This is a genomic window from Streptomyces sp. NPDC017095 (assembly GCF_044332325.1).
In the GTDB taxonomy this organism is placed as follows: Bacteria; Actinomycetota; Actinomycetes; order Streptomycetales; family Streptomycetaceae; genus Streptomyces.
Genome location: NZ_JBIROU010000012.1, coordinates 135,555 through 152,333 on the forward strand (window position 1 = coordinate 135,555; position 16,779 = coordinate 152,333).

General features: G+C 74.5%; 17 protein-coding genes and 1 pseudogene. 9 read left to right on the forward strand and 9 right to left on the reverse strand.

Annotation, left to right across the window (positions count from 1 at the left end; genetic code table 11):
• Nucleotides 1–42: 42 nt before the first annotated feature.
• Nucleotides 43–483 carry a hypothetical protein gene (locus tag ACH4OA_RS24005; protein ID WP_397947538.1) on the reverse strand — a complete coding sequence of 147 codons (441 nt, stop codon included), beginning with the start codon at nt 481–483 and terminating at the stop codon, nt 43–45.
• A 366-nt stretch (nt 484–849) separates the two neighbouring features.
• Here ACH4OA_RS24005 and ACH4OA_RS24010 point away from each other — a divergent pair, with 366 nt between their 5' ends.
• Complete coding sequence (locus tag ACH4OA_RS24010; protein WP_397970743.1) at nt 850–1,596, forward strand: hypothetical protein; 747 nt, start codon at nt 850–852, stop codon at nt 1,594–1,596.
• Between the two features lie 158 nt (nt 1,597–1,754).
• Here ACH4OA_RS24010 and ACH4OA_RS24015 read toward each other — a convergent pair whose 3' ends face one another.
• The 3 genes from ACH4OA_RS24015 to ACH4OA_RS24025 are packed head-to-tail and all read right to left on the reverse strand — an operon-like array spanning nt 1,755 to nt 4,614.
• Nucleotides 1,755–2,723, reverse strand: a complete 969-nt coding sequence (locus ACH4OA_RS24015; protein ID WP_397970745.1) for a threo-3-hydroxy-L-aspartate ammonia-lyase — start codon at nt 2,721–2,723, stop codon at nt 1,755–1,757.
• 44 nt (nt 2,724–2,767) lie between these two features.
• Entirely contained in the window at nt 2,768–3,931 is a 1,164-nt protein-coding gene (locus ACH4OA_RS24020) for an alanine racemase (RefSeq protein ID WP_397970748.1), read from the reverse strand.
• Nucleotides 3,932–3,945: 14 nt separating this feature from the next.
• Complete coding sequence (locus tag ACH4OA_RS24025) at nt 3,946–4,614, reverse strand: PAS domain-containing protein (protein WP_365883136.1); 669 nt, start codon at nt 4,612–4,614, stop codon at nt 3,946–3,948.
• Nucleotides 4,615–4,790: 176 nt separating this feature from the next.
• Between ACH4OA_RS24025 and ACH4OA_RS24030 the strand changes: the two genes are divergently transcribed.
• Entirely contained in the window at nt 4,791–5,570 is a 780-nt protein-coding gene (locus tag ACH4OA_RS24030; RefSeq protein WP_365883135.1) for an alpha/beta fold hydrolase, read from the forward strand.
• 117 nt (nt 5,571–5,687) lie between these two features.
• Here ACH4OA_RS24030 and ACH4OA_RS24035 read toward each other — a convergent pair whose 3' ends face one another.
• From ACH4OA_RS24035 to ACH4OA_RS24045, 3 genes are all read right to left on the reverse strand, one after another.
• Entirely contained in the window at nt 5,688–6,188 is a 501-nt protein-coding gene (locus ACH4OA_RS24035; RefSeq protein WP_397937379.1) for a peptidylprolyl isomerase, read from the reverse strand.
• Nucleotides 6,189–6,408: 220 nt separating this feature from the next.
• On the reverse strand, nt 6,409–7,515 hold the full coding sequence (locus ACH4OA_RS24040; RefSeq protein WP_397937381.1) for an NAD(+)/NADH kinase: 1,107 nt from the start codon (nt 7,513–7,515) through the stop codon (nt 6,409–6,411).
• A 246-nt stretch (nt 7,516–7,761) separates the two neighbouring features.
• Nucleotides 7,762–8,628: an alpha/beta fold hydrolase gene (locus tag ACH4OA_RS24045; RefSeq protein ID WP_397937382.1), complete on the reverse strand. Its 867-nt coding sequence runs from the start codon at nt 8,626–8,628 to the stop codon at nt 7,762–7,764.
• A gap of 96 nt (nt 8,629–8,724) precedes the next feature.
• Here ACH4OA_RS24045 and ACH4OA_RS24050 point away from each other — a divergent pair, with 96 nt between their 5' ends.
• The 3 genes and pseudogenes from ACH4OA_RS24050 to ACH4OA_RS24060 all read left to right on the forward strand — a co-directional run bounded on the left by ACH4OA_RS24050 (nt 8,725) and on the right by ACH4OA_RS24060 (nt 12,160).
• Entirely contained in the window at nt 8,725–9,138 is a 414-nt protein-coding gene (locus ACH4OA_RS24050; RefSeq protein ID WP_365883131.1) for a helix-turn-helix domain-containing protein, read from the forward strand.
• A 159-nt stretch (nt 9,139–9,297) separates the two neighbouring features.
• Complete coding sequence (locus tag ACH4OA_RS24055; protein WP_397970751.1) at nt 9,298–11,016, forward strand: sigma-70 family RNA polymerase sigma factor; 1,719 nt, start codon at nt 9,298–9,300, stop codon at nt 11,014–11,016.
• Nucleotides 11,013–12,160: pseudogene (locus ACH4OA_RS24060) on the forward strand (MFS transporter). The gene ACH4OA_RS24055 and the pseudogene ACH4OA_RS24060 overlap by 4 nt, the downstream one beginning before the upstream one ends.
• Here ACH4OA_RS24060 and ACH4OA_RS24065 read toward each other — a convergent pair.
• Nucleotides 12,127–13,059, reverse strand: coding sequence for a CAP domain-containing protein (locus ACH4OA_RS24065; protein WP_397970754.1), 933 nt, complete (start codon nt 13,057–13,059; stop codon nt 12,127–12,129). The pseudogene ACH4OA_RS24060 and the gene ACH4OA_RS24065 sit on opposite strands and share 34 nt — an antisense overlap.
• Before the next feature lie 428 nt (nt 13,060–13,487).
• On the reverse strand, nt 13,488–13,682 hold the full coding sequence (locus ACH4OA_RS24070; RefSeq protein WP_365876790.1) for a DUF2795 domain-containing protein: 195 nt from the start codon (nt 13,680–13,682) through the stop codon (nt 13,488–13,490).
• 181 nt (nt 13,683–13,863) lie between these two features.
• On the opposite strand from ACH4OA_RS24070, the gene ACH4OA_RS24075 reads away from it, so the two are divergent.
• From ACH4OA_RS24075 to ACH4OA_RS24090, 4 genes are all read left to right on the forward strand, one after another.
• Complete coding sequence (locus ACH4OA_RS24075) at nt 13,864–14,037, forward strand: hypothetical protein (RefSeq protein WP_397937387.1); 174 nt, start codon at nt 13,864–13,866, stop codon at nt 14,035–14,037.
• A gap of 108 nt (nt 14,038–14,145) precedes the next feature.
• Entirely contained in the window at nt 14,146–15,654 is a 1,509-nt protein-coding gene (locus ACH4OA_RS24080) for a cytosine permease (protein WP_365876786.1), read from the forward strand.
• Nucleotides 15,651–16,205: an isochorismatase family protein gene (locus ACH4OA_RS24085; RefSeq protein WP_397970757.1), complete on the forward strand. Its 555-nt coding sequence runs from the start codon at nt 15,651–15,653 to the stop codon at nt 16,203–16,205. Before ACH4OA_RS24080 ends, ACH4OA_RS24085 begins: the two co-directional genes overlap by 4 nt.
• 162 nt (nt 16,206–16,367) lie before the next feature.
• Complete coding sequence (locus ACH4OA_RS24090; protein ID WP_365876784.1) at nt 16,368–16,766, forward strand: SseB family protein; 399 nt, start codon at nt 16,368–16,370, stop codon at nt 16,764–16,766.
• The last annotated feature ends 13 nt before the right edge of the window (nt 16,767–16,779 follow it).

Genomic DNA, 16,779 nt, shown 5'->3' on the forward strand with positions numbered 1-16,779 from the left:
CGATGCGTCCGGCCCGCGGTCACAGCCTCGTGAGAGGCGATTCTAGGCCTCCGGCCCGCGACGCCCGGGTGGCTGTTCGGCCGCCTGTTCGACCAGGCCGCGGACCACGTCGAGTCCGCGCGCGGAGAGCGTGGCGACGGCCGCCGCGCGCAGGGCGACGGCCTTGACGTCGTTGTTGCGCATCGCGGTGATCAGGGCGAGCCGGGCCGTGGTCTGGTCGGCGACGGCGTCGTCCACGAAGTAGCCGACCGGTACGCCGAAGAAGGCGGCGAGCGCGCGCAGTGTGCCGATGGTGGGGTTGGGCGCCTTGCCGTTCATCAGCATCGACAGCCGGCCCACCGACAGGGAGGTGCCGCCCGGTTCCTCGTCCGCCTTGATGCCGTCGACCACCTCCTGGAGGGTGTGGCGCCTGCCGAGCGGCTGTACGTGCGCGAAGAGGTATTCGAGGCGGGCGGCCAGCCGCTGCCCTTCGGTCTCACTCACGGTCGCTCACCTCTCGACGCCACCTGCCGTCCGGGCATTATCGCGTGCCCCGCGCGACACGCGGGGCAGCTGCCTTCCGCTTTCACCGCAGTGAAAGCATCTTGCGCATTCGGGCCAGCTGAAGGTGGCTGATTCCCGACGCATTTCTGGCGAGTCGCCCAGTTTTGTCATGACAGATGGTCATGATGTTCCCGTGTGCCCCGCATTGAACCGGCCACGTCGGTGATCGTGTGGTTTCAATAAACACTGACTCTGTTCGAGCGACGCCTGCATGATGCTCGTCGTGACCAGGCGTCACATCCGCACCACCCCCTCGGAGAACGCACCGAGCGCGCATGACTGCCCACATTCATGGGGGAACCACTCATGTCCACCACACGTGTCCTGCACCGCGCGCTGGTCGCGGCCGCCGCCACGCTGACCGTCGGCATCGCCGCCACCAGACCGGCGCTGGCCGCGCCGGGCGACGCCCCGTCGGCCGCCGTCCCCGCGAAGGACAAGGGCGGTGCCGGGCAACGCCGTTCCGCGCTGACCGCCCGGTTCGCCGCCGCGCCCGCCCTCACCCGCGCCGAGGTCATCGACCGGGCGGCGTCCTGGGTCGGCCTCGGACTCGACTACAGCTGGACGAAGACCTACCAGGGCTACCGCCAGGACTGCTCCGGTTACGTGTCCATGGCCTGGGACCTCGACACCCCCGGGCTCGACACCACCAGCTTCGTCCCCAGCGGTGTCGCCTCCTGGATCGGCAAGGAGGACCTGAAGCCGGGTGACGCGCTGCTCAACGACGCGGCCGGCGCCTCCGGCCACATCGTCCTCTTCGACGGCTGGACCGACTCCGCCCACACCTCGTACAGCGGCTACGAGTTCACCGGCACCGGCGTGCACCACCGGACCATCCCCTACCCGTACTTCTCCGGTTACGGCACCTTCAAGCCGGTCCGCAACAACAGCGTGGTGGACGACGTCGTGGACCCGGGCCCGGACAACGTCGGCATATACCGCCCGTCCACGCACGAGTTCCACCTGCGCAAGGACGACGGCACCCTCGTCAAGGTCGGCTGGGGCACCACCGGAGACCTCCCCGTCTCCGGCAACTGGGACGCCCGCCAGTAACCCCGCTCCCCGACGGCGCGGCAGCCCGCCGCGCCGTACGACCCGACCGGCCCCGTGCCCGGGTACCGCACCCGCCCCGGCCCCGCCCCCCGCGCCCAGGGCGTCCCGCACCGCGTGACGGCGGGACGGCGTGGCCGGCCGGGGTCCGGTGGGCCGGGTCAGCCGCTGACGAGGGCGGCGAAGCGGGCGGTGTCGATGTTGCCGCCGGACGCGATGAGGCCGATCCGCCGCGGCGGCCGGGCGACGCGTCCGGCCAGCAGCGCGGCCAGCGGCGTGGCACCGCTCGGCTCCAGGACGATCTTGAGCCGTTCGAAGGCGAAACGCATCGCGGTGACGATCTCCGCGTCGCTGACCAGGGCTATGGAGTCGACCAGCCGCTGGATGACGGGGAAGGTGAGTTCGCCGGGCGTGTCCGGGGCCTGCCCGTCCGCGATGGTGCGGGGTACCGGGATGGTGACGCGCGCACCGGCTTCCAGGGAGCGCTTGGTGTCGTCACCCGCCTCCGGTTCGACCCCGACGACCCGGATGCCGGGGTGCAGCGCGGTGGCGGCGATGGCGCTTCCGGCGATCAGTCCGCCGCCTCCCACGGGCACCAGGAGGGCGTCCAGCGGGCCGGTCTCCTCCAGGAGTTCCAGGGCGGCGGTGCCCTGGCCGGCGATGACGTCCGGGTGGTCGTAGGGCGGGATCAGGGTCAGGCCGCGCTCTTCGGCCAGGGCATGGCCGAGCGCGATGCGGTCCTCGGTGTAGCGGTCGTAGGTGACGACCTCCGCGCCGTATCCGGCGGTCGCCGCCAGCTTGGAGCGGGGGGCGTCCTCGGGCATCAGGATGACGGCGGTGGTGCCCAGTTCGCGGGCGGCCAGCGCGGTGGCCTGGGCGTGGTTGCCGGAGGAGTAGGCGGCGATGCCCTGCGCGAGCCGGTCCGGCGGGAGCTGGGCGGCGGCGTTGTAGGCGCCGCGGAACTTGAAGGCACCGACCCGCTGGAAGTTCTCGGCCTTGATGAACACCTCCGCTCCCACCAGGGAGTCCAGCGTGCGGGAGGTGAGGACGGGAGTGCGGCGGGCGACGCCCTGGAGGCGGGCGGCGGCCTCCTGGACATCGGCGAACGTGACGGGCGGTGCGGTGGCCATGGACTGTCCTTCGGGCGAGGGGACGGGACGGGGGAGCGGCGCGGTCACCAGCCGAGGACGCGGGGCCAGTACGCCTCGATCGCGGGCGCGGACGCCGTGGCGCGGGCGTTGTCGACGACGTGGTAGCCGTGGTGCTGGGCGGCGGTGGCGCAGGCGTGGTTGGGCAGGACCCGCAGCCGGGTGCCGATGGGCAGCTCGGGCAGGGCGGCGCCGTCCCGGGCGGTGAGCGTGCCGTGCTCCTGGCTGGCGGCGGTCATGACCAGACCCGGGACCAGGGTGCCGGACAGGTCGGTGACCAGGCCGTAGCCCTGGTCCTGCGGCTGGGCGGCGGTGCCGCGGTCGCGGGACATGGCCATCCAGCCGCCGTCGGTGAGGATCCACCCGTGTTCCGGGCGATGGCCGATGACGGTGACCACCACCGACAGGGCGAGGTCGGACAGGGCGCAGACGCCGAGGCCGGCCATCACCAGGTCGAAGAAGACATAGGTGCCGGCGCGCAGTTCGGTGACCCCGGTGAGGTCGTCGGCGGCGTGCGCGGTGGGCGTGGAGCCGACGCTGACCGTGGCCACGGGCAGGCCGGCCGCGCGCAGTCGGCCGGCCGCGGCGACCGCCGCGTCGCGTTCGTCGCGCGCCGCCTCGCGCCGTTCCCCGGCGGTGTAGGCGGCGTACGACGCGCCCGCGTGGGTCAGTACGCCGTCCAGGCAGCCCGCGTCGTGCAGGACACGGCCGAGGGCGGGCAGCTCCGGGGCGTCGGGCCGCAGGCCCCCGCGGTGGCCGTCGCAGTCGATCTCGATCTGGGCGGGCACGGCGACACCGGCCGCGCGCGCGGCCTCGGCGACGAACGCCGCCTGCTCGATGCTGTCCAGCAGCACGCGCAGGGTGACCCCGCGGCGCAACAGGGCCACCACGCGCGGCAGTTTGCGCGGTTCGATGCCGACGGCGTAGGTGATGTCGTCGTATCCGGCGCCGGCGAACGCCTCGGCCTCGGCGAGGGTGGAGACGGTGACCGGACCGGGGGCGCCGCCGTGCAGCAGGGCGGCGAGGTCGAGGCTCTTGGCCGTCTTCACATGCGGGCGCAAGGAGACGCCGAGGCGGTCCGCCCGCGCCCGCAGCCGCGCGATGTTGCGCCGCGCCCGGTCCGCGTCCACGACGGCGAACGGCGTGTCGGGATCGGCCAGGGTCCGGACGGCGGGGGAGTCGGTGCTCAAGGTCGGACGGCCCTTCACTTGGCGTAGTTGTAGACCGTCGCCCGGGACACGCCGAGCAGGTCCGCGATGGTCTGGGCGGCGTCGCGCGAGGCGAAGTAGCCGTCGCGCTGCAACCGGCGCACGAGCGCCCGCTTCTCCTCCCGGCTCAGCGAGCGGGGCGTGGCGGCGCGCTCGGCGGCGTGGCTCTCCACCACCTCGCGCAGCTCGCGCGCGGTGCGGTCGCGCAGGGTCTCCAGGGGCCGGCCGTGGTGCTCACGGTCCGTGGCGACGAGGTTCGACAGGGCCAGGGTGACCGGGGACAGGACGGACACGTCGAGGTTCAGGCACAGCGCCGCGACGTACTCGCCGGCCGCGTTCCTGATGCCGATGGACGTGCTCTTGGCCGGGCGGCCGTCGGGAAACCGGTTGGGGTAGTTCTGGATGACGCTCGGGTACTCCGGGTCGGCGATGCGCGCGAGTCCCAACTCGGTCGCGGAGTCGCCGACCTGACGGCCCGACAGGTTGTTCTCGATCACCCGGACGGCGTGCCCGGGGTCGCGCAGGTCGTGCAGCACGACCTCGCACAGGCCCGGGAACATGCGGCCCAGCGCGACGGCGATCTTCTCCACCTCCCGGATGAGGTGCTCGTCCGCGGCGTCGCCCTCCGCGCCGTCCACGGCCCTGCCGTGCGCCACCCGGTCCATGGCCCCTCCCCAGACGGGAATCGACAGTCCGTCCACTTCTGGATCGAGAGTCTAAGGCGCCGGATGTCCGCTGTCCACCAGAGCCCGGACCGGTCCGCACGCCCCGCCGCCGCCCACGTCAACTAGGCTCCACAGCAGCACCTTTCGCACTCGGCACACACCATCGAGGGGGATCCATGGCCGACCGGTCCAGCGCGGAGCACCAGAAGTGGCTGCGCGACTTCCACCAGCCGGAGCCCGGTGCGCCGCGGCTGCTCTGCCTGCCGCACGCCGGCGGCTCCGCCAGCTTCTACTTCCCGGTCTCCAAGGCGCTGTCGCCCGCGGTCGACGTACGCGCGGTGCAGTACCCGGGCCGCCAGGACCGCCTGGCGGAACCGCCGCGGGACTCCATCCAGGACCTCGCGCAGGGCGTGTTCGACGCGCTGGACGAGCGGGAGGAGACACCCCTGGCGGTCTTCGGGCACAGCATGGGCGCCCTGGTCGGCTTCGAACTGGCCCGGCTCCTGGAGAAAGCCGGCCGGCCCCTGTCGGCGCTTTTCCTCTCCGGCCGCCGGGGCCCGTCCGTCGAGCGGACCGAGACCGTGCACCAGGGCGACGACGCGCGGCTGCTCGAAGAGGTCACCAAGCTGGACGGCACGGACTCCGCCCTGCTCCAGGACGAGGAGGTGCTGCGGATGATCCTGCCCGCGCTGCGGGCCGACTACCGGGCGGTGGAGACCTACCGGGCCGCTCCCGGACCGCGTCCGGGCTGCCCCGTCGTCGTCATGACGGGCGACGCCGACCCGCGGGTCACCCTGGACGAGGCCCGGACCTGGGAACAGGAGACGGACGGCCCGTTCGAGTTCCACGTGTATCCCGGCGGCCACTTCTACCTGGTGGCGCAGCAGCGGGCCGTACTGGCCGACATCCAGTCCGCGCTGCGGCGGTTCGTACCCGGCCCCGGCACGGCGGTCTGAGCCCGGACACGCGTACCCCGCCCCGGCCGGGCGGCACGGGGCCGGCGGGCCGGGAGCCGCGGGGCGGCGGGGACGCGGGGCGGCACCGGTGGAGACGGTGCCGCCCGGCGGGGTGCGTCAGCCGAGGACCTTGGCGGACTCGATGACCACGGACTCGGTGGGCACGTCCTGGTGGCCGTGCTTGCTGCCCGTCTTGACGGCCTTGATGGCGTCGACGACGTCCTTGCCCTCGGTGACCCGGCCGAACACGGCGTAGCCCCAGCCGTTCGGGGTCTTCGCCGAGTAGTTCAGGAAGGCGTTGTCCGAGACGTTGATGAAGAACTGCGCCGTCGCCGAGTGCGGGTCACCCGTCCGCGCCATCGCCACGGTGTAGTTGTCGTTCTTCAGACCGTTGTCGGCCTCATTCTGGATCGGCGCCTGGGTGGGCTTCTGCCGCATGTCCGTGGTGAAACCGCCGCCCTGGACCATAAAGCCGTTAATTACCCGGTGGAAAACCGTGCCGTCGTAGTGACCGCTGCGCACATACGACAGGAAGTTCTCGACGGTCTTGGGCGCCTCGGCGTCGTTCAGCTCCAGCACGATCCGGCCGAAGTTGGTGTTCAGCTCGACGGACGACATCACAATCTCCTTATTCCAGTGGGCTTGCCCACGCTACAGGTACGGCCCTGCCGGCCGTTCACCGGTGCGATCGGGGACCACGCCGGTCCGACGGCCCCAGCGCACCATGGAATATACGACCACAGGACACGCGTACGCGGTCGCGGCGCCCCGGGGCTCGAACGGCCATCCGGGTCATGACGCGGCCCGGCGACGGCCGCGCGGGCCCATTTCCACCGCATTACCGGCGGGTCCCGGCATTCCCGGGCGCGGCGTCGGGAGGGCCGGGCGCGGCGCCGGGCACCGCAGGCAGCGCCAGATGGGCCAGGTCGGCCGGCGGCGGGGTGCGCACCGGCCACAGCGGGGCGGCCTGGCCGTCGGCGAGCGCGGCCGGCGCGTCGGTGAGGTTCATCCGCTCCCGCAGCCGTCCGTAGAAGTCCGTGGGACCGAGCCGCACCACCCGCAGCCGGCGCGGAGCGGCGTACACGCCGATCCAGTCCCCGGGGTTCAGCACCCCGCGCAACTGGCCGTCGATGCTGACCGCGGCCCGCCCCGAGCGCGGCAGCACCCGCAGCGCGACGGGCTCGTCCGGCGCGGCCACCACCGAGCGGTTGAACACCATGTGCGGCGCGACCGGCGTGAACACCAGGCCCTCCGCGCGCGGCGAGACCACCGGACCGCCCGCGGCGAAGCTGTACGCCGTCGAGCCCGTGGGCGTGGCCACCAGCAGCGCGTCGGCCGAGTAGCTCGCCAGCAGCCGGCCCGCCAGATACACCCCGACCGACACCTGCCGGTCCCGGGCCAGCTTCTCCACCACCACGTCGTTCAGCGCGGTGACGTCCAGCGCGACCCCCCAGTCGCCGCCCGTCTCGCACTCCGCGCGCACCCGGGGCGGCGGCAGCATCGGCCCGCGCCCGTACCGCAGCAGCGCCTCCATCCCCGCGGGCACCTCCAGCCGGCACGAGGCGCGCAGGGTGAGCAGCATCCGGCTCTCGACGTCGATCCGCTCCTCCCGTACGGCGTCCAGCGCGGCCCGCACCGCCGCGGCGGGCACCTCGGTGAGGAAACCGACCCGGCCGAGGTCGACACCAAGCACCTGGGCGTCGGTCTCGGCCGCCAGCCGGGCACCGCGCAGGAACGTGCCGTCACCGCCCAGGGTGACGACGAGGTCCGGACCGCCCGCGCCGTCCATCTCCTCGCGGGCGCTGCGCCGGGCGCCCTCCTGCCACACGTCGATGTCCGCGCACGCCACGCCGTGCCCGGCGCACCAGGCGCGCACCTCCCGGGCGGCGGCCACGGCCTCGGAGCGCCCGCCGTGCACGACCAGACCGACACGGTTCACCGTCATACCCGCACACCCGCCTCCCGGACCGACACCCACGGCCGCCCCGCGCACACCGTCGCGCCCGCGGACGGCCGCGACGACGGCCCGGACCGTGCCCGGCGCCATCCTCACCGCGAACCGGCCCGTCCCGGCGCGCGCCACGCCGCCGACCCGAGGCGCGGGCCCCGGGCGGGCGCCGGCCGCCGTCCGCGCCCCCGCGCCGTCACTGCCGGCCGTCGTCGTCCGTGCCCCCGCGCCGTCACCCCGGTGTCACCGCCGGCCGTCGTCCGCCGCGAGGAACGGCTCCAGCAGCGCCAGCAGGGCTTCCGGCCGGTCCAGCGGGACGAGGTGACCGCAGTCCGGGATCACCCGGCCGGTCAGCTCGTCGGCGTGGGGCCGCAGTTGGCGCTCCAGCGAGCGGCCCACCGGATGGGCGCCGACCGTCAGGGCGGGCACGGTGAGCCGGGCGCCGGCCACGGCCTCCCGGATCTGCCGGGCGCCGGCGGACAGCGCCCGGTAGGGGCCGAACGCCGCGCGCAGCGCCTCGGCGCCGGTGTAGGCGCGGACGAACGCGGCGCGCACGTCCGGCCGTACGCCCCGGCCGAGCGTGCCCTGGCGCAGGAACCAGTCGACGTACGCCTCCTCGTGCCCCACGAGCACGGACTCCGCCAGTCCGGACGCGGCGTGGAACCCGAACCACCACGGCGGCCCGGCCGCGAGGAACTCCTCGGCGCCCGGCAGGTCGCCCAGCAGCGATTCCATCAGCACCAGCCGCCGTACCAGCGCGGGCCGCCGCATGGCCAGCAGGAACGCGGGCGGCGCCCCGAGGTCGATGCCGACCACGGCGGCCGGGCCGGCGTCGAGCGCCTCCAGCAGGCCCGCGGCGTCGGCGGCGAGCGTCCCGGCGTCGTAGCCGTCCGCCGGGCGGTCGCTGTCGCCGAAGCCCCGCAGGTCCGGCGCGATCACCCGGTGGCGGCGGGCCAGCGGCCCGATGACCTCGGTCCACAGCCGCCAGGTGTGCGGGAAGCCGTGCAGCAGCAGTACGGCCGGGCCCGCGCCCGCCGTGGCGACGTTGAGCGCGGTCCCGCCGACGGTGACCCGGCGCAGGCGCACACCGGGCACGGAGGTGACAGTCATGGGCATCCTTCGGGTAACGAATGGTGACAACCGAACGCTAGGTAATTAGGGTCGGGTGCAACAGAACGCACTTTCCCGTCAGTTGGTGAGCTTCAGGTGACCTCCCAGGCCAAGGACGCGCCCGCCGCGCGCGGCGACCTCTTCGACCCCGCGTGCCCGACCCGCCGGCTGCTGGACCGGATCGGCACGAAGTGGACGTCGATGGCGGTGAAGGTGCTGGCGGAGGCGGCCCCGGGAGAGGTGCGCTTCGCCGAACTGCTGCGCCGGATGCCGGGCGTCTCGCACAAGATGCTCGCGGTGACCCTGCGGACCCTGGTCCGGGACGGCCTGGTCGCGCGCAGGGTGGAGCCCTCCGTGCCGCCCGGCGTGCACTACCGGCTCACCCCGCTCGGCCTGTCGCTCGACACCGTGCTCGCCGCCGTACGCGACTGGGCCGAGGAGCACATGGCCGAGGTGGACCGGGCCAACGAACTCAGCGACCGGCAGGACGGGCGGCCCGGCGGGGCATGAGCCGCCCCGGCCCGCTGTGATCTCTCTCCTTGCGGCCGTCCCGCCGCTCCTGTGAGCCTCCCCTCGAACGATTTTCCGAAGAACTGTTATCGGCGCCGCACCGGGCGGTCTCCCAGGTAACGGACAGCACGTCGGGCGTCGAAGGACAGGGAAGCTCTGATGGGGACACGGCACACGCAGGACACGGCGGCACTGGTGAGCGCTGCCCGGGCGGGGGACCCGGCGGCCCAGGACGCCCTGGTCGGCGCCTGCCTCCCGCTGGTCTACAACATCGTCGGGCGGGCCCTGAACGGTTCCGTGGACGTCGACGACGTGGTCCAGGAGACCATGCTCCGGGCCCTCGGCTCACTCGGCGACCTGCGCGACCCGGAGAGCTTCCGCTCCTGGCTGGTGGCCATCGCGATGAACCGGGTACGGGCGCACTGGCAGGACCGGCGACTCGCCCCGGACGCCGTGGACGAGGCCGCCGACGTCGCCGACCCGGGCGCCGACTTCGTGGATCTGACCATCGTCCGGCTCCAGTTGTCCGGCCAGCGGCAGGAGACCGCGCACGCCACGCGCTGGCTGGAGCCGGACGACCGCGAGGTGCTCTCGCTGTGGTGGCTGGAGTGCGCCGGTGAGCTGACCCGCGCCGAGGTCGCCACGGCCCTCGGTGTCTCGCCGCAGCACACGGCGGTACGGGTGCAGCGGATGAAGGCGCGGCTGGAGGCGGCCCGCGTGGTGGTCCGGGCGCTCGGCACCCGGCCCGCCTGCGCGGACCTGCACACCGCGCTGGCCGCCTGGGACGGGGTGCCCTCCGCGCTGTGGCGCAAGCGCATAGCCCGGCACGCCCGCGACTGCGCCCGCTGCGGCGGCCTGTGGAACGGGCTGCTGCCCGCGGAGGGCCTGCTCGCCGGGCTCGCGCTGGTCGCGGTGTCCTCGGCCCTGCTCGCGACGACCCGGTCCGCGGTGGCCGGCCTCCAGCCGGCCGCCCATACGGCCATCGCCGGCCCGGACCCGGCCGGCGGCGCCTCGCCCACCCCGGCCGCCCCGTCCGGCCGGCCCGGCGAGACGGAGCAGCCGGCCCCCGTCGGCCTGCGCGCCTCCCGGCGTCGTACGACCGCACGCGGCGAGGCGCGGCGCCGGCGGCGCAACCGGCGCCGGGCCGTCTCGGGCGCCGTGGTGGCGGCCTGCGTCGCGGGCGGCGGCCTGTGGTACCTCGGCACCGGCACCGGACCGCAGACCCGGGACGCGGCCGCCGCGCCCACCGCCGGCGCCCCCGTCGCCGACCTCGCCGCGACCGGCGCCGCCACCACCCCGGCCTCGCCCTCGGTATCGCCGTCCCCCTCAGCCTCCGCGTCCCCGTCGCCCTCGCCCACCCGCACCAGGCAGCCGAGCCCCGCGCGCAGTCCCCGCCCCGCGCGGACGAGCGGCACACCGAAGGCCGAGCCGCCCGCCCCCGCGCCCACCACGCCCCGGGCCGCCCCGGCGACCCCGCGGTCGCGGCCGGCGCCCGCCGGCACGGTGGCCCAGGTGGTCGCGCTCGTCAACAAGGAGCGGGCCACGGCCGGTTGCGGCCCGGTCACCGAGGACCCGCAACTGGAGGCGGCCGCCCAGGGCCACTCCGACGACATGGCCGCCCGCGACTTCTTCGACCACACCAACCCCGACGGCGCCGGCCCCGGCGAGCGCGTCACGGCGGCGGGCTACCGCTGGTCCACGTACGGCGAGAACATCGCCCGGGGCCAGCAGGACCCGCGCGCGGTGATGGACTCCTGGATGCACAGCCCCGGCCACCGCGCCAACATCCTCAACTGCGCGTTCCAGGACATCGGCGTCGGCGTGCACCACGGCTCCGGCGGGCCCTGGTGGACCCAGGACTTCGGCGCCCGGTCCTGAACCGGCGGCCGGGCCCGGCCGTCACCCGCGCCTGCTGCCCGGCGTGTGCCCTCGGCTACGCCGCGGCCTCGGGTGTCGTCCTCGCCGCCGCCCTGCTGTCCTCGGTGGCGCAACCGCTGTTCGGCGCGCTCACCGACCGCCGTCCCGTTTCCTGGCTGCTGCCGGCCGGCACGCTCCTGGCCGGGCTGGGCATCGCGCTGAGCGGCACCGCCGGGTCGTACGCGCTGACGCTGCTGTGCGTGGCGGTGTCCGGGACGGGCGTCGCCGCCTGCCATCCCGAGTCCGCCCGGGTGGCCCCGGCTGGCCGGCGGCGACGGTCACCGCGCCATGGCCTGGTTCTCGTTCGGCGGCAACGCCGGCTTCGCCCTGGCCCCGTTCCTGGTCGCGGCCGTCGTCGGCACCGGGGGACTGGACCGGACCCCGCTGCTGGCCCTGCCGGCGCTGGCCGGCGCCGCGCTGAGCCTCGCCGTACTGCGCGCGCCGGGGCAGCGGCGGCGCCTGCTCGCCCGCGAACCCGCGGCCGGCCCCGACGACCGGGCGTCCTTCCTGCGGCTGTCGCTGGCCGTGGTGTGCCGCTCGGTCGTGTTCACCGGCCTGAGCAGCTTCCTGTCCCTGTACGCGGCACAGCGCACGGGCGGCGGCCCGGCGGCCGGTACGGCCGCCCCGTTCGTGCTCTACCTGGGCGGCGCGGCCGGCTCCGTGCTGGGCGGCGCGGCCGGCGGGCCGCTGGCACCGGGTGACGGTGTGCCGCGGGGCGTACCTGCTCTCGGCCGTGGCGGTCGCGGGCGCCGTGTTCGTCCCCGGCCCCGCGCTGTACCTGTGCGTGGCCCTGACCTCCGCCGGCCTGTACGTCCCGTTCTCCCTCCAGGTGACGCTCGGCCAGGACTACCTGCCCGCACACGTCGGCACCGCCAACGGGATCACCCTCGGTCTGACCGTCAGCGCCGGCGGACTGCTGAGCCCGGTCATCGGCCGGGTCGCCGACGCCACCTCCCTGCGGACCGCGCTGGCCCCGCTGGTGCCGATGCCGGTCCTGAGCTGGCTGCTGCTGCGCACCCTCACCGAACCGGCGGTTCCCGGCGGGCGGTCCGGGCCGCCCGCCGGGGGCGGTCAGCGGGCCGTGCCGAAGTCCTGGGTCCAGTAACCGCCGGGCTGCGCGAGACCGACCCCGAGCTCCGTGAACCCGCAGTCGAGGATGTTGGCCCGGTGGCCGGGGCTGGCCATCCAGCCCGCCATGACCTGCTCCGCCGTGGTGTAGCCGTAGGCGACGTTCTCGCCGTAGCTGCTCCAGGTGTAACCGGCGCGGGTGATGCGGTCGCCCGGGGAGGAGCCGTCGGACCCGGTGTGCGACATGTTCCGGTGGGCGGCCATGTCCTCGCTGTGGGCCTGCGCGGCCTTGCTCAGCGTGGAGTTCAGGGTCAGCGGCCGGCAACCGGCGCCGCTCCGCTCGGCGTTGACGAGCCGCAGGATATCGGCGGCGGCAGCGGACGCCGTGGCGGCGGGCTGTCCGGTGCTCGGCGCAGCGGACTGCGGGGCGCTCGGCGCGGCGGGCGGCACGGACGGGGACGCGGCGGTGGCCGGCGCCGTGGTGGCCGCCGCCGTGGTCGCCGGCGCCGCGGTGGTGGGCGTGGAGGGCGCGGCGGCGGTGGGCGTGGCCGGAGGAGTGGCGGGCGCCGCGGTGTGCCGGGGCCCCGGGACCCGATGAGCCTGCTGGGACCGCTGCACCGGAAGCCTCTTCTTCGCGCCCGGCTCAGTGCTCGGCGTCGTGGCCGGCGGGGCGGGGGCGGCCGGAGCGGTGCTCCACGGAGTCGCCGGTCGGGCGGTCTGCCCCGCGACCGCGTCGAGTCCGTTGCGCGAGTGATCCCCGTACGCCACCTGTCCCCATGCCATGGGCGTGCCCGTCACAGCGGCCTGCGGCTGCGCGCCGGTGCCGGACGGCCACTCGGAACAGGCCAGGGCGACGGAGGGTACGCCCACGGCGCCGACGGCGGCGGCGGTGATGAATATGCGCCGGTAGTGCTTGGTCTTGCGGTGCTGCCCCATACGTCAACCTCACTCGGTGATCGCGGAGCGCCCATTCTCAGGAGGCCCTCACACGCGACGCAAAGGGCTCGTCCACTACCTCGCCTCGTAGAACGGCACGGCCCTTGCCAGGCAGACCGGAAGGTGCCGATCTTCGCTAGAGCGATGTTTGCCCGACGCTGTCGGCCCGTCAGGAGACGGCACACTGCGACGGATACGACGACACGCGCGGAGGCCGAGCGGCCGGGACGCGGACCACGCCACGCGCCCACGGTAAGCCGGACAAATCCCCTATGTCGCCGGAGCGGCGACTACTATGCGGCACCCTTAGTGGCCAGACCCTCTGTGGCGGATGTCACTTCCCGCCTCCGCCTCCCCGCCGCGTGCGCGCACCAAGCGGCGGCCGGAGCCGAGGCATCCGGCCGCCGCACACCCGTGTCCGGTCGCCGTCACTCGTTCTGGAAGACGGCCTTGCTGACCTCGGCGGGATTCTGGAACTCCTTCTTTCCGAGGTGGGAGATCCGCTCCGTGACCTCCTTGGGCGCGTGATTCTTCTCGGCGACCTCCCGAAGCTGATCGGAACTGGCCGGGTAATCCGCGCCGGAGAGGGCTTTCTGCAGATCAGGTGGGGTGATACCCGCCATGGTTCCTCCAGGCGGTGAGTTGGTGCAGGATCAAACGGCCCGGCGCCGCATGCTGCGCCGAGACTGCCTGGGTACCCCTCGTCCGGCGGTGGATTCACCTCGACCGGCAGGTGATGGACCCGGCCGCGCGCGGGTACCCGGCACGCCGGAACAGCCGTGAACCGCGTCCGAGAGGAACCAGATGAGCGAGAACACCCCGTCCGGCGTCCCGTCCGACACGGCCGCCGGCACCCCGTCCCAGGCCGAGGGCGAACGGGAGCCGGACACGCCCGACGCGGAGCAGCCGCCCCGCACCACCCCGTCCCAGGCCGAAGGGGACGACCCCGCCGCGGACGAGGACGAGGGCACCACGTAGGCAGGTGACCGGAGCCGCCTTGACGCCCTCCGGACGCCGACCTAGCGTGACCCGACACGTTCGGACAGGTACGGCGGCCGGGACGCCGCGGTGGGGGCAGGTGGCTCGGTGACGGCATTACCGCAGGATCCTCTCGACGGCGCGTCCGCGAACCGCGCCCTGCGGGTGGAGACCCACGGCCTGGACGTCATCGAGGACGCGGAACGCCACGGCACCCCGCGCACCCTGTTCTGGCCCTGGTTCGGGGCGAACGTCTCCGTCCTCGGACTCGGCTACGGCGCCTTCGCGTTCGGCTTCGGCATCTCCTTCGGGCAGGCCCTCGCCGCCGGTGTGCTCGGCATCGTCGTCTCCTTCCTGCTGTGCGGCTTCGTCGCGGTCGCCGGCAAGCGCGGCTCGGCACCGACCATGGTGCTCAGCCGCGCCGCCTACGGAGTGCGCGGCAACCGGCTGCCGTCCGTCGTCTCCTGGATGCTCACCGTCGGCTGGGAGACCGTCCTCACCGCACTCGCCACGATGGCCACCGCGACCGTCTTCAGCCGCCTCGGCTGGGGCGGCGGCACCGAGACCAAGGCGGTCGCCCTGCTGGTGGTGGCCGCGCTGACCGTCGTCGGCGGGGTGATGGGCTTCGGCCTGATCATGCGGCTGCAGACCTGGATCACCCTGATCACCGGCGTCCTCACCGTCGTCTACGTCGTGCTCGTCGCCGACCGCATCCACTGGAGCACGGTCGCCGCCCTCCCGTCCGGTTCGGCGCAGCAGTTCATCGGCGCGCTGGTGTTCATGATGACCGGCTTCGGCCTCGGCTGGGTCAACGCCGCCGCCGACTACTCCCGCTACCTGCCGCGCGCCGCCTCCAGCCGCGGCGTGATCGGCTGGACCACGTTCGGCGGCTCCCTCGCCCCGCTGGTGCTGCTGGTCTTCGGTCTGCTGCTGGCCGGGTCCTCCGCCCCGCTGAGCCAGGCGATCGGCGCCGACCCGATCGGCGCGCTCTCCACCCTCCTGCCGACCTGGTTCCTGGTGCCGTTCGCGGTGGTCGCCGTCCTCGGCCTGGTCGGCGGCGCCGTCCTCGACATCTACTCCTCCGGCCTGGCCCTGCTCTCGGCCGGCCTGCGCGTGCCCCGCCCCCTGGCCGCGCTGCTCGACGGCGTCCTGATGATCGCCGGCGCCGTCTACATCGTGTTCTTCGCCGACGACTTCCTCGGCCAGTTCACGGGCTTCCTCACCACCCTCGGCGTGCCCATCGCCGCCTGGGCCGGCGTCATGCTCGCCGACCTGGCCCTGCGCCGCCGCGACTACGACGACGGCGACCTGTACCGACCGCACGGCCGCTACGGCGACGTCCCGCTCCTGCCGCTGCTGCTCACCCTGGCCGCCACGGCCGTCGGCTGGGGGCTGGTCACCAATACCGCCGCGCACTGGCTGACCTGGCAGGGCTATCTGCTCGGACCGCTCGGCCTCGGCGGCCGCGACGGCTCCTGGGCCTACGCCAACCTGGGCGTCCTGGCCGCCCTGGCGCTCGCCTTCCTCGGCACGCTGCTGCCCGGTCCGGGCCGGGTACGCCGCCAGGAGGCCCAGGCACCGAGTCCGGCGCCCGGGGCGAAGGCGCCGGCCCCGTGATCCGCGGCCACCTCGCCGTCATCGACATGCAGCGCGTCTTCGCCGACCCGGCGAGCCCCTGGGCCGCGCCCCGGTACGCCGACGCGGCGGCGGGAGTGCGCCGCCTGCTGCCCGCCTTCGCCGGCCGTGTCACCTTCACCCGCTTCCTGGCCCCGGAACACCCGGCGGGCGCCTGGCGTGCCTACTACGACCGGTGGCCCTTCGCCCGCCTGCCGCCGCAGGCCGGCCTGTGGGAGCTGACGGACGGTTTCGCGGACCTCGCGGACCATGTCGTGGACGCCGGCACGTTCGGCAAGTGGACATCCGAACTCGCCGCCCGTGTCGGCCCGGACGGCCGTCTGGTGCTGGCCGGCGTCAGCACCGACTGCTGTGTGCTGTCCACGGCCCTGGCCGCCGCGGACGCCGGCGCGGAGGTGCTGGTCGTGGCGGACGCCTGCGCCGGCGCGGACGACGACTCCCACCGCAGGGCGCTGGAGATCATGCGGCTGTACGAGCCGCTGATCCGCGTCACCACCCTCGCCGGCCTGCCGCTCCCCGCCCCCGGCACCTGACCGCGCCCCGCACCGGCCGGCACCCCCGCGACTTGTGCGGCGCCCGACCTCCCGTCGATCCGCGCGCATGCCCCGCACCCCACCGGGTACGCGAGGCGGGAGCACGCCCGGGCAGGACCGTCCGGGCAGCCCGTACGACCGTCCGCTACCTGGGGATCAGCCATGGAGACACCCGCACACGCCGACCTTCCGACGCCGGCCCAGCAGGCACTGGACGCGCTGGCCGCGAACGCCGAGGACCAGGCCGCCCTGGACACCCTCGCCCACAGCGACGTACTCGTCCCGGTGCCGGACGACACGGTGGACGGAGAGGGCGCCGACGCCACGACGGTGGCCCTGCCCGTCCTGGAACAGCCCGGCGGTGATCCGGTCGTCCCGGTGTTCACCACGGAGGGCGAGATGGCCGAGCTGCTGCCCTTCGTCTCGCGCTACCGTCTGATCCCGCTCGGCGCGCTCGCCGCGCAGTGGCCCGAGGAGAACCTCTCCCTCGCCATAGACGGCAGCTCCGACCACTCGCTGACGCTGACCTCGCAGGGCGTCCGCACGCTGCTGGCCCGCTGAACCGGCCGGCACA

Coding starts and splice junctions, on each gene's coding strand:
- ACH4OA_RS24010 (WP_397970743.1), top strand. CDS start 850: ATGTCCACCACACGTGTCCTGCACCGCGCGCTGGTCGCGGCCGCCGCC.
- ACH4OA_RS24015 (WP_397970745.1), bottom strand. CDS start 2,723: ATGGCCACCGCACCGCCCGTCACGTTCGCCGATGTCCAGGAGGCCGCC.
- ACH4OA_RS24025 (WP_365883136.1), bottom strand. CDS start 4,614: ATGGACCGGGTGGCGCACGGCAGGGCCGTGGACGGCGCGGAGGGCGAC.
- ACH4OA_RS24030 (WP_365883135.1), top strand. CDS start 4,791: ATGGCCGACCGGTCCAGCGCGGAGCACCAGAAGTGGCTGCGCGACTTC.
- ACH4OA_RS24035 (WP_397937379.1), bottom strand. CDS start 6,188: ATGTCGTCCGTCGAGCTGAACACCAACTTCGGCCGGATCGTGCTGGAG.
- ACH4OA_RS24040 (WP_397937381.1), bottom strand. CDS start 7,515: ATGACGGTGAACCGTGTCGGTCTGGTCGTGCACGGCGGGCGCTCCGAG.
- ACH4OA_RS24045 (WP_397937382.1), bottom strand. CDS start 8,628: ATGACTGTCACCTCCGTGCCCGGTGTGCGCCTGCGCCGGGTCACCGTC.
- ACH4OA_RS24055 (WP_397970751.1), top strand. CDS start 9,298: ATGGGGACACGGCACACGCAGGACACGGCGGCACTGGTGAGCGCTGCC.
- ACH4OA_RS24065 (WP_397970754.1), bottom strand. CDS start 13,059: ATGGGGCAGCACCGCAAGACCAAGCACTACCGGCGCATATTCATCACC.
- ACH4OA_RS24070 (WP_365876790.1), bottom strand. CDS start 13,682: ATGGCGGGTATCACCCCACCTGATCTGCAGAAAGCCCTCTCCGGCGCG.
- ACH4OA_RS24075 (WP_397937387.1), top strand. CDS start 13,864: ATGAGCGAGAACACCCCGTCCGGCGTCCCGTCCGACACGGCCGCCGGC.
- ACH4OA_RS24090 (WP_365876784.1), top strand. CDS start 16,368: ATGGAGACACCCGCACACGCCGACCTTCCGACGCCGGCCCAGCAGGCA.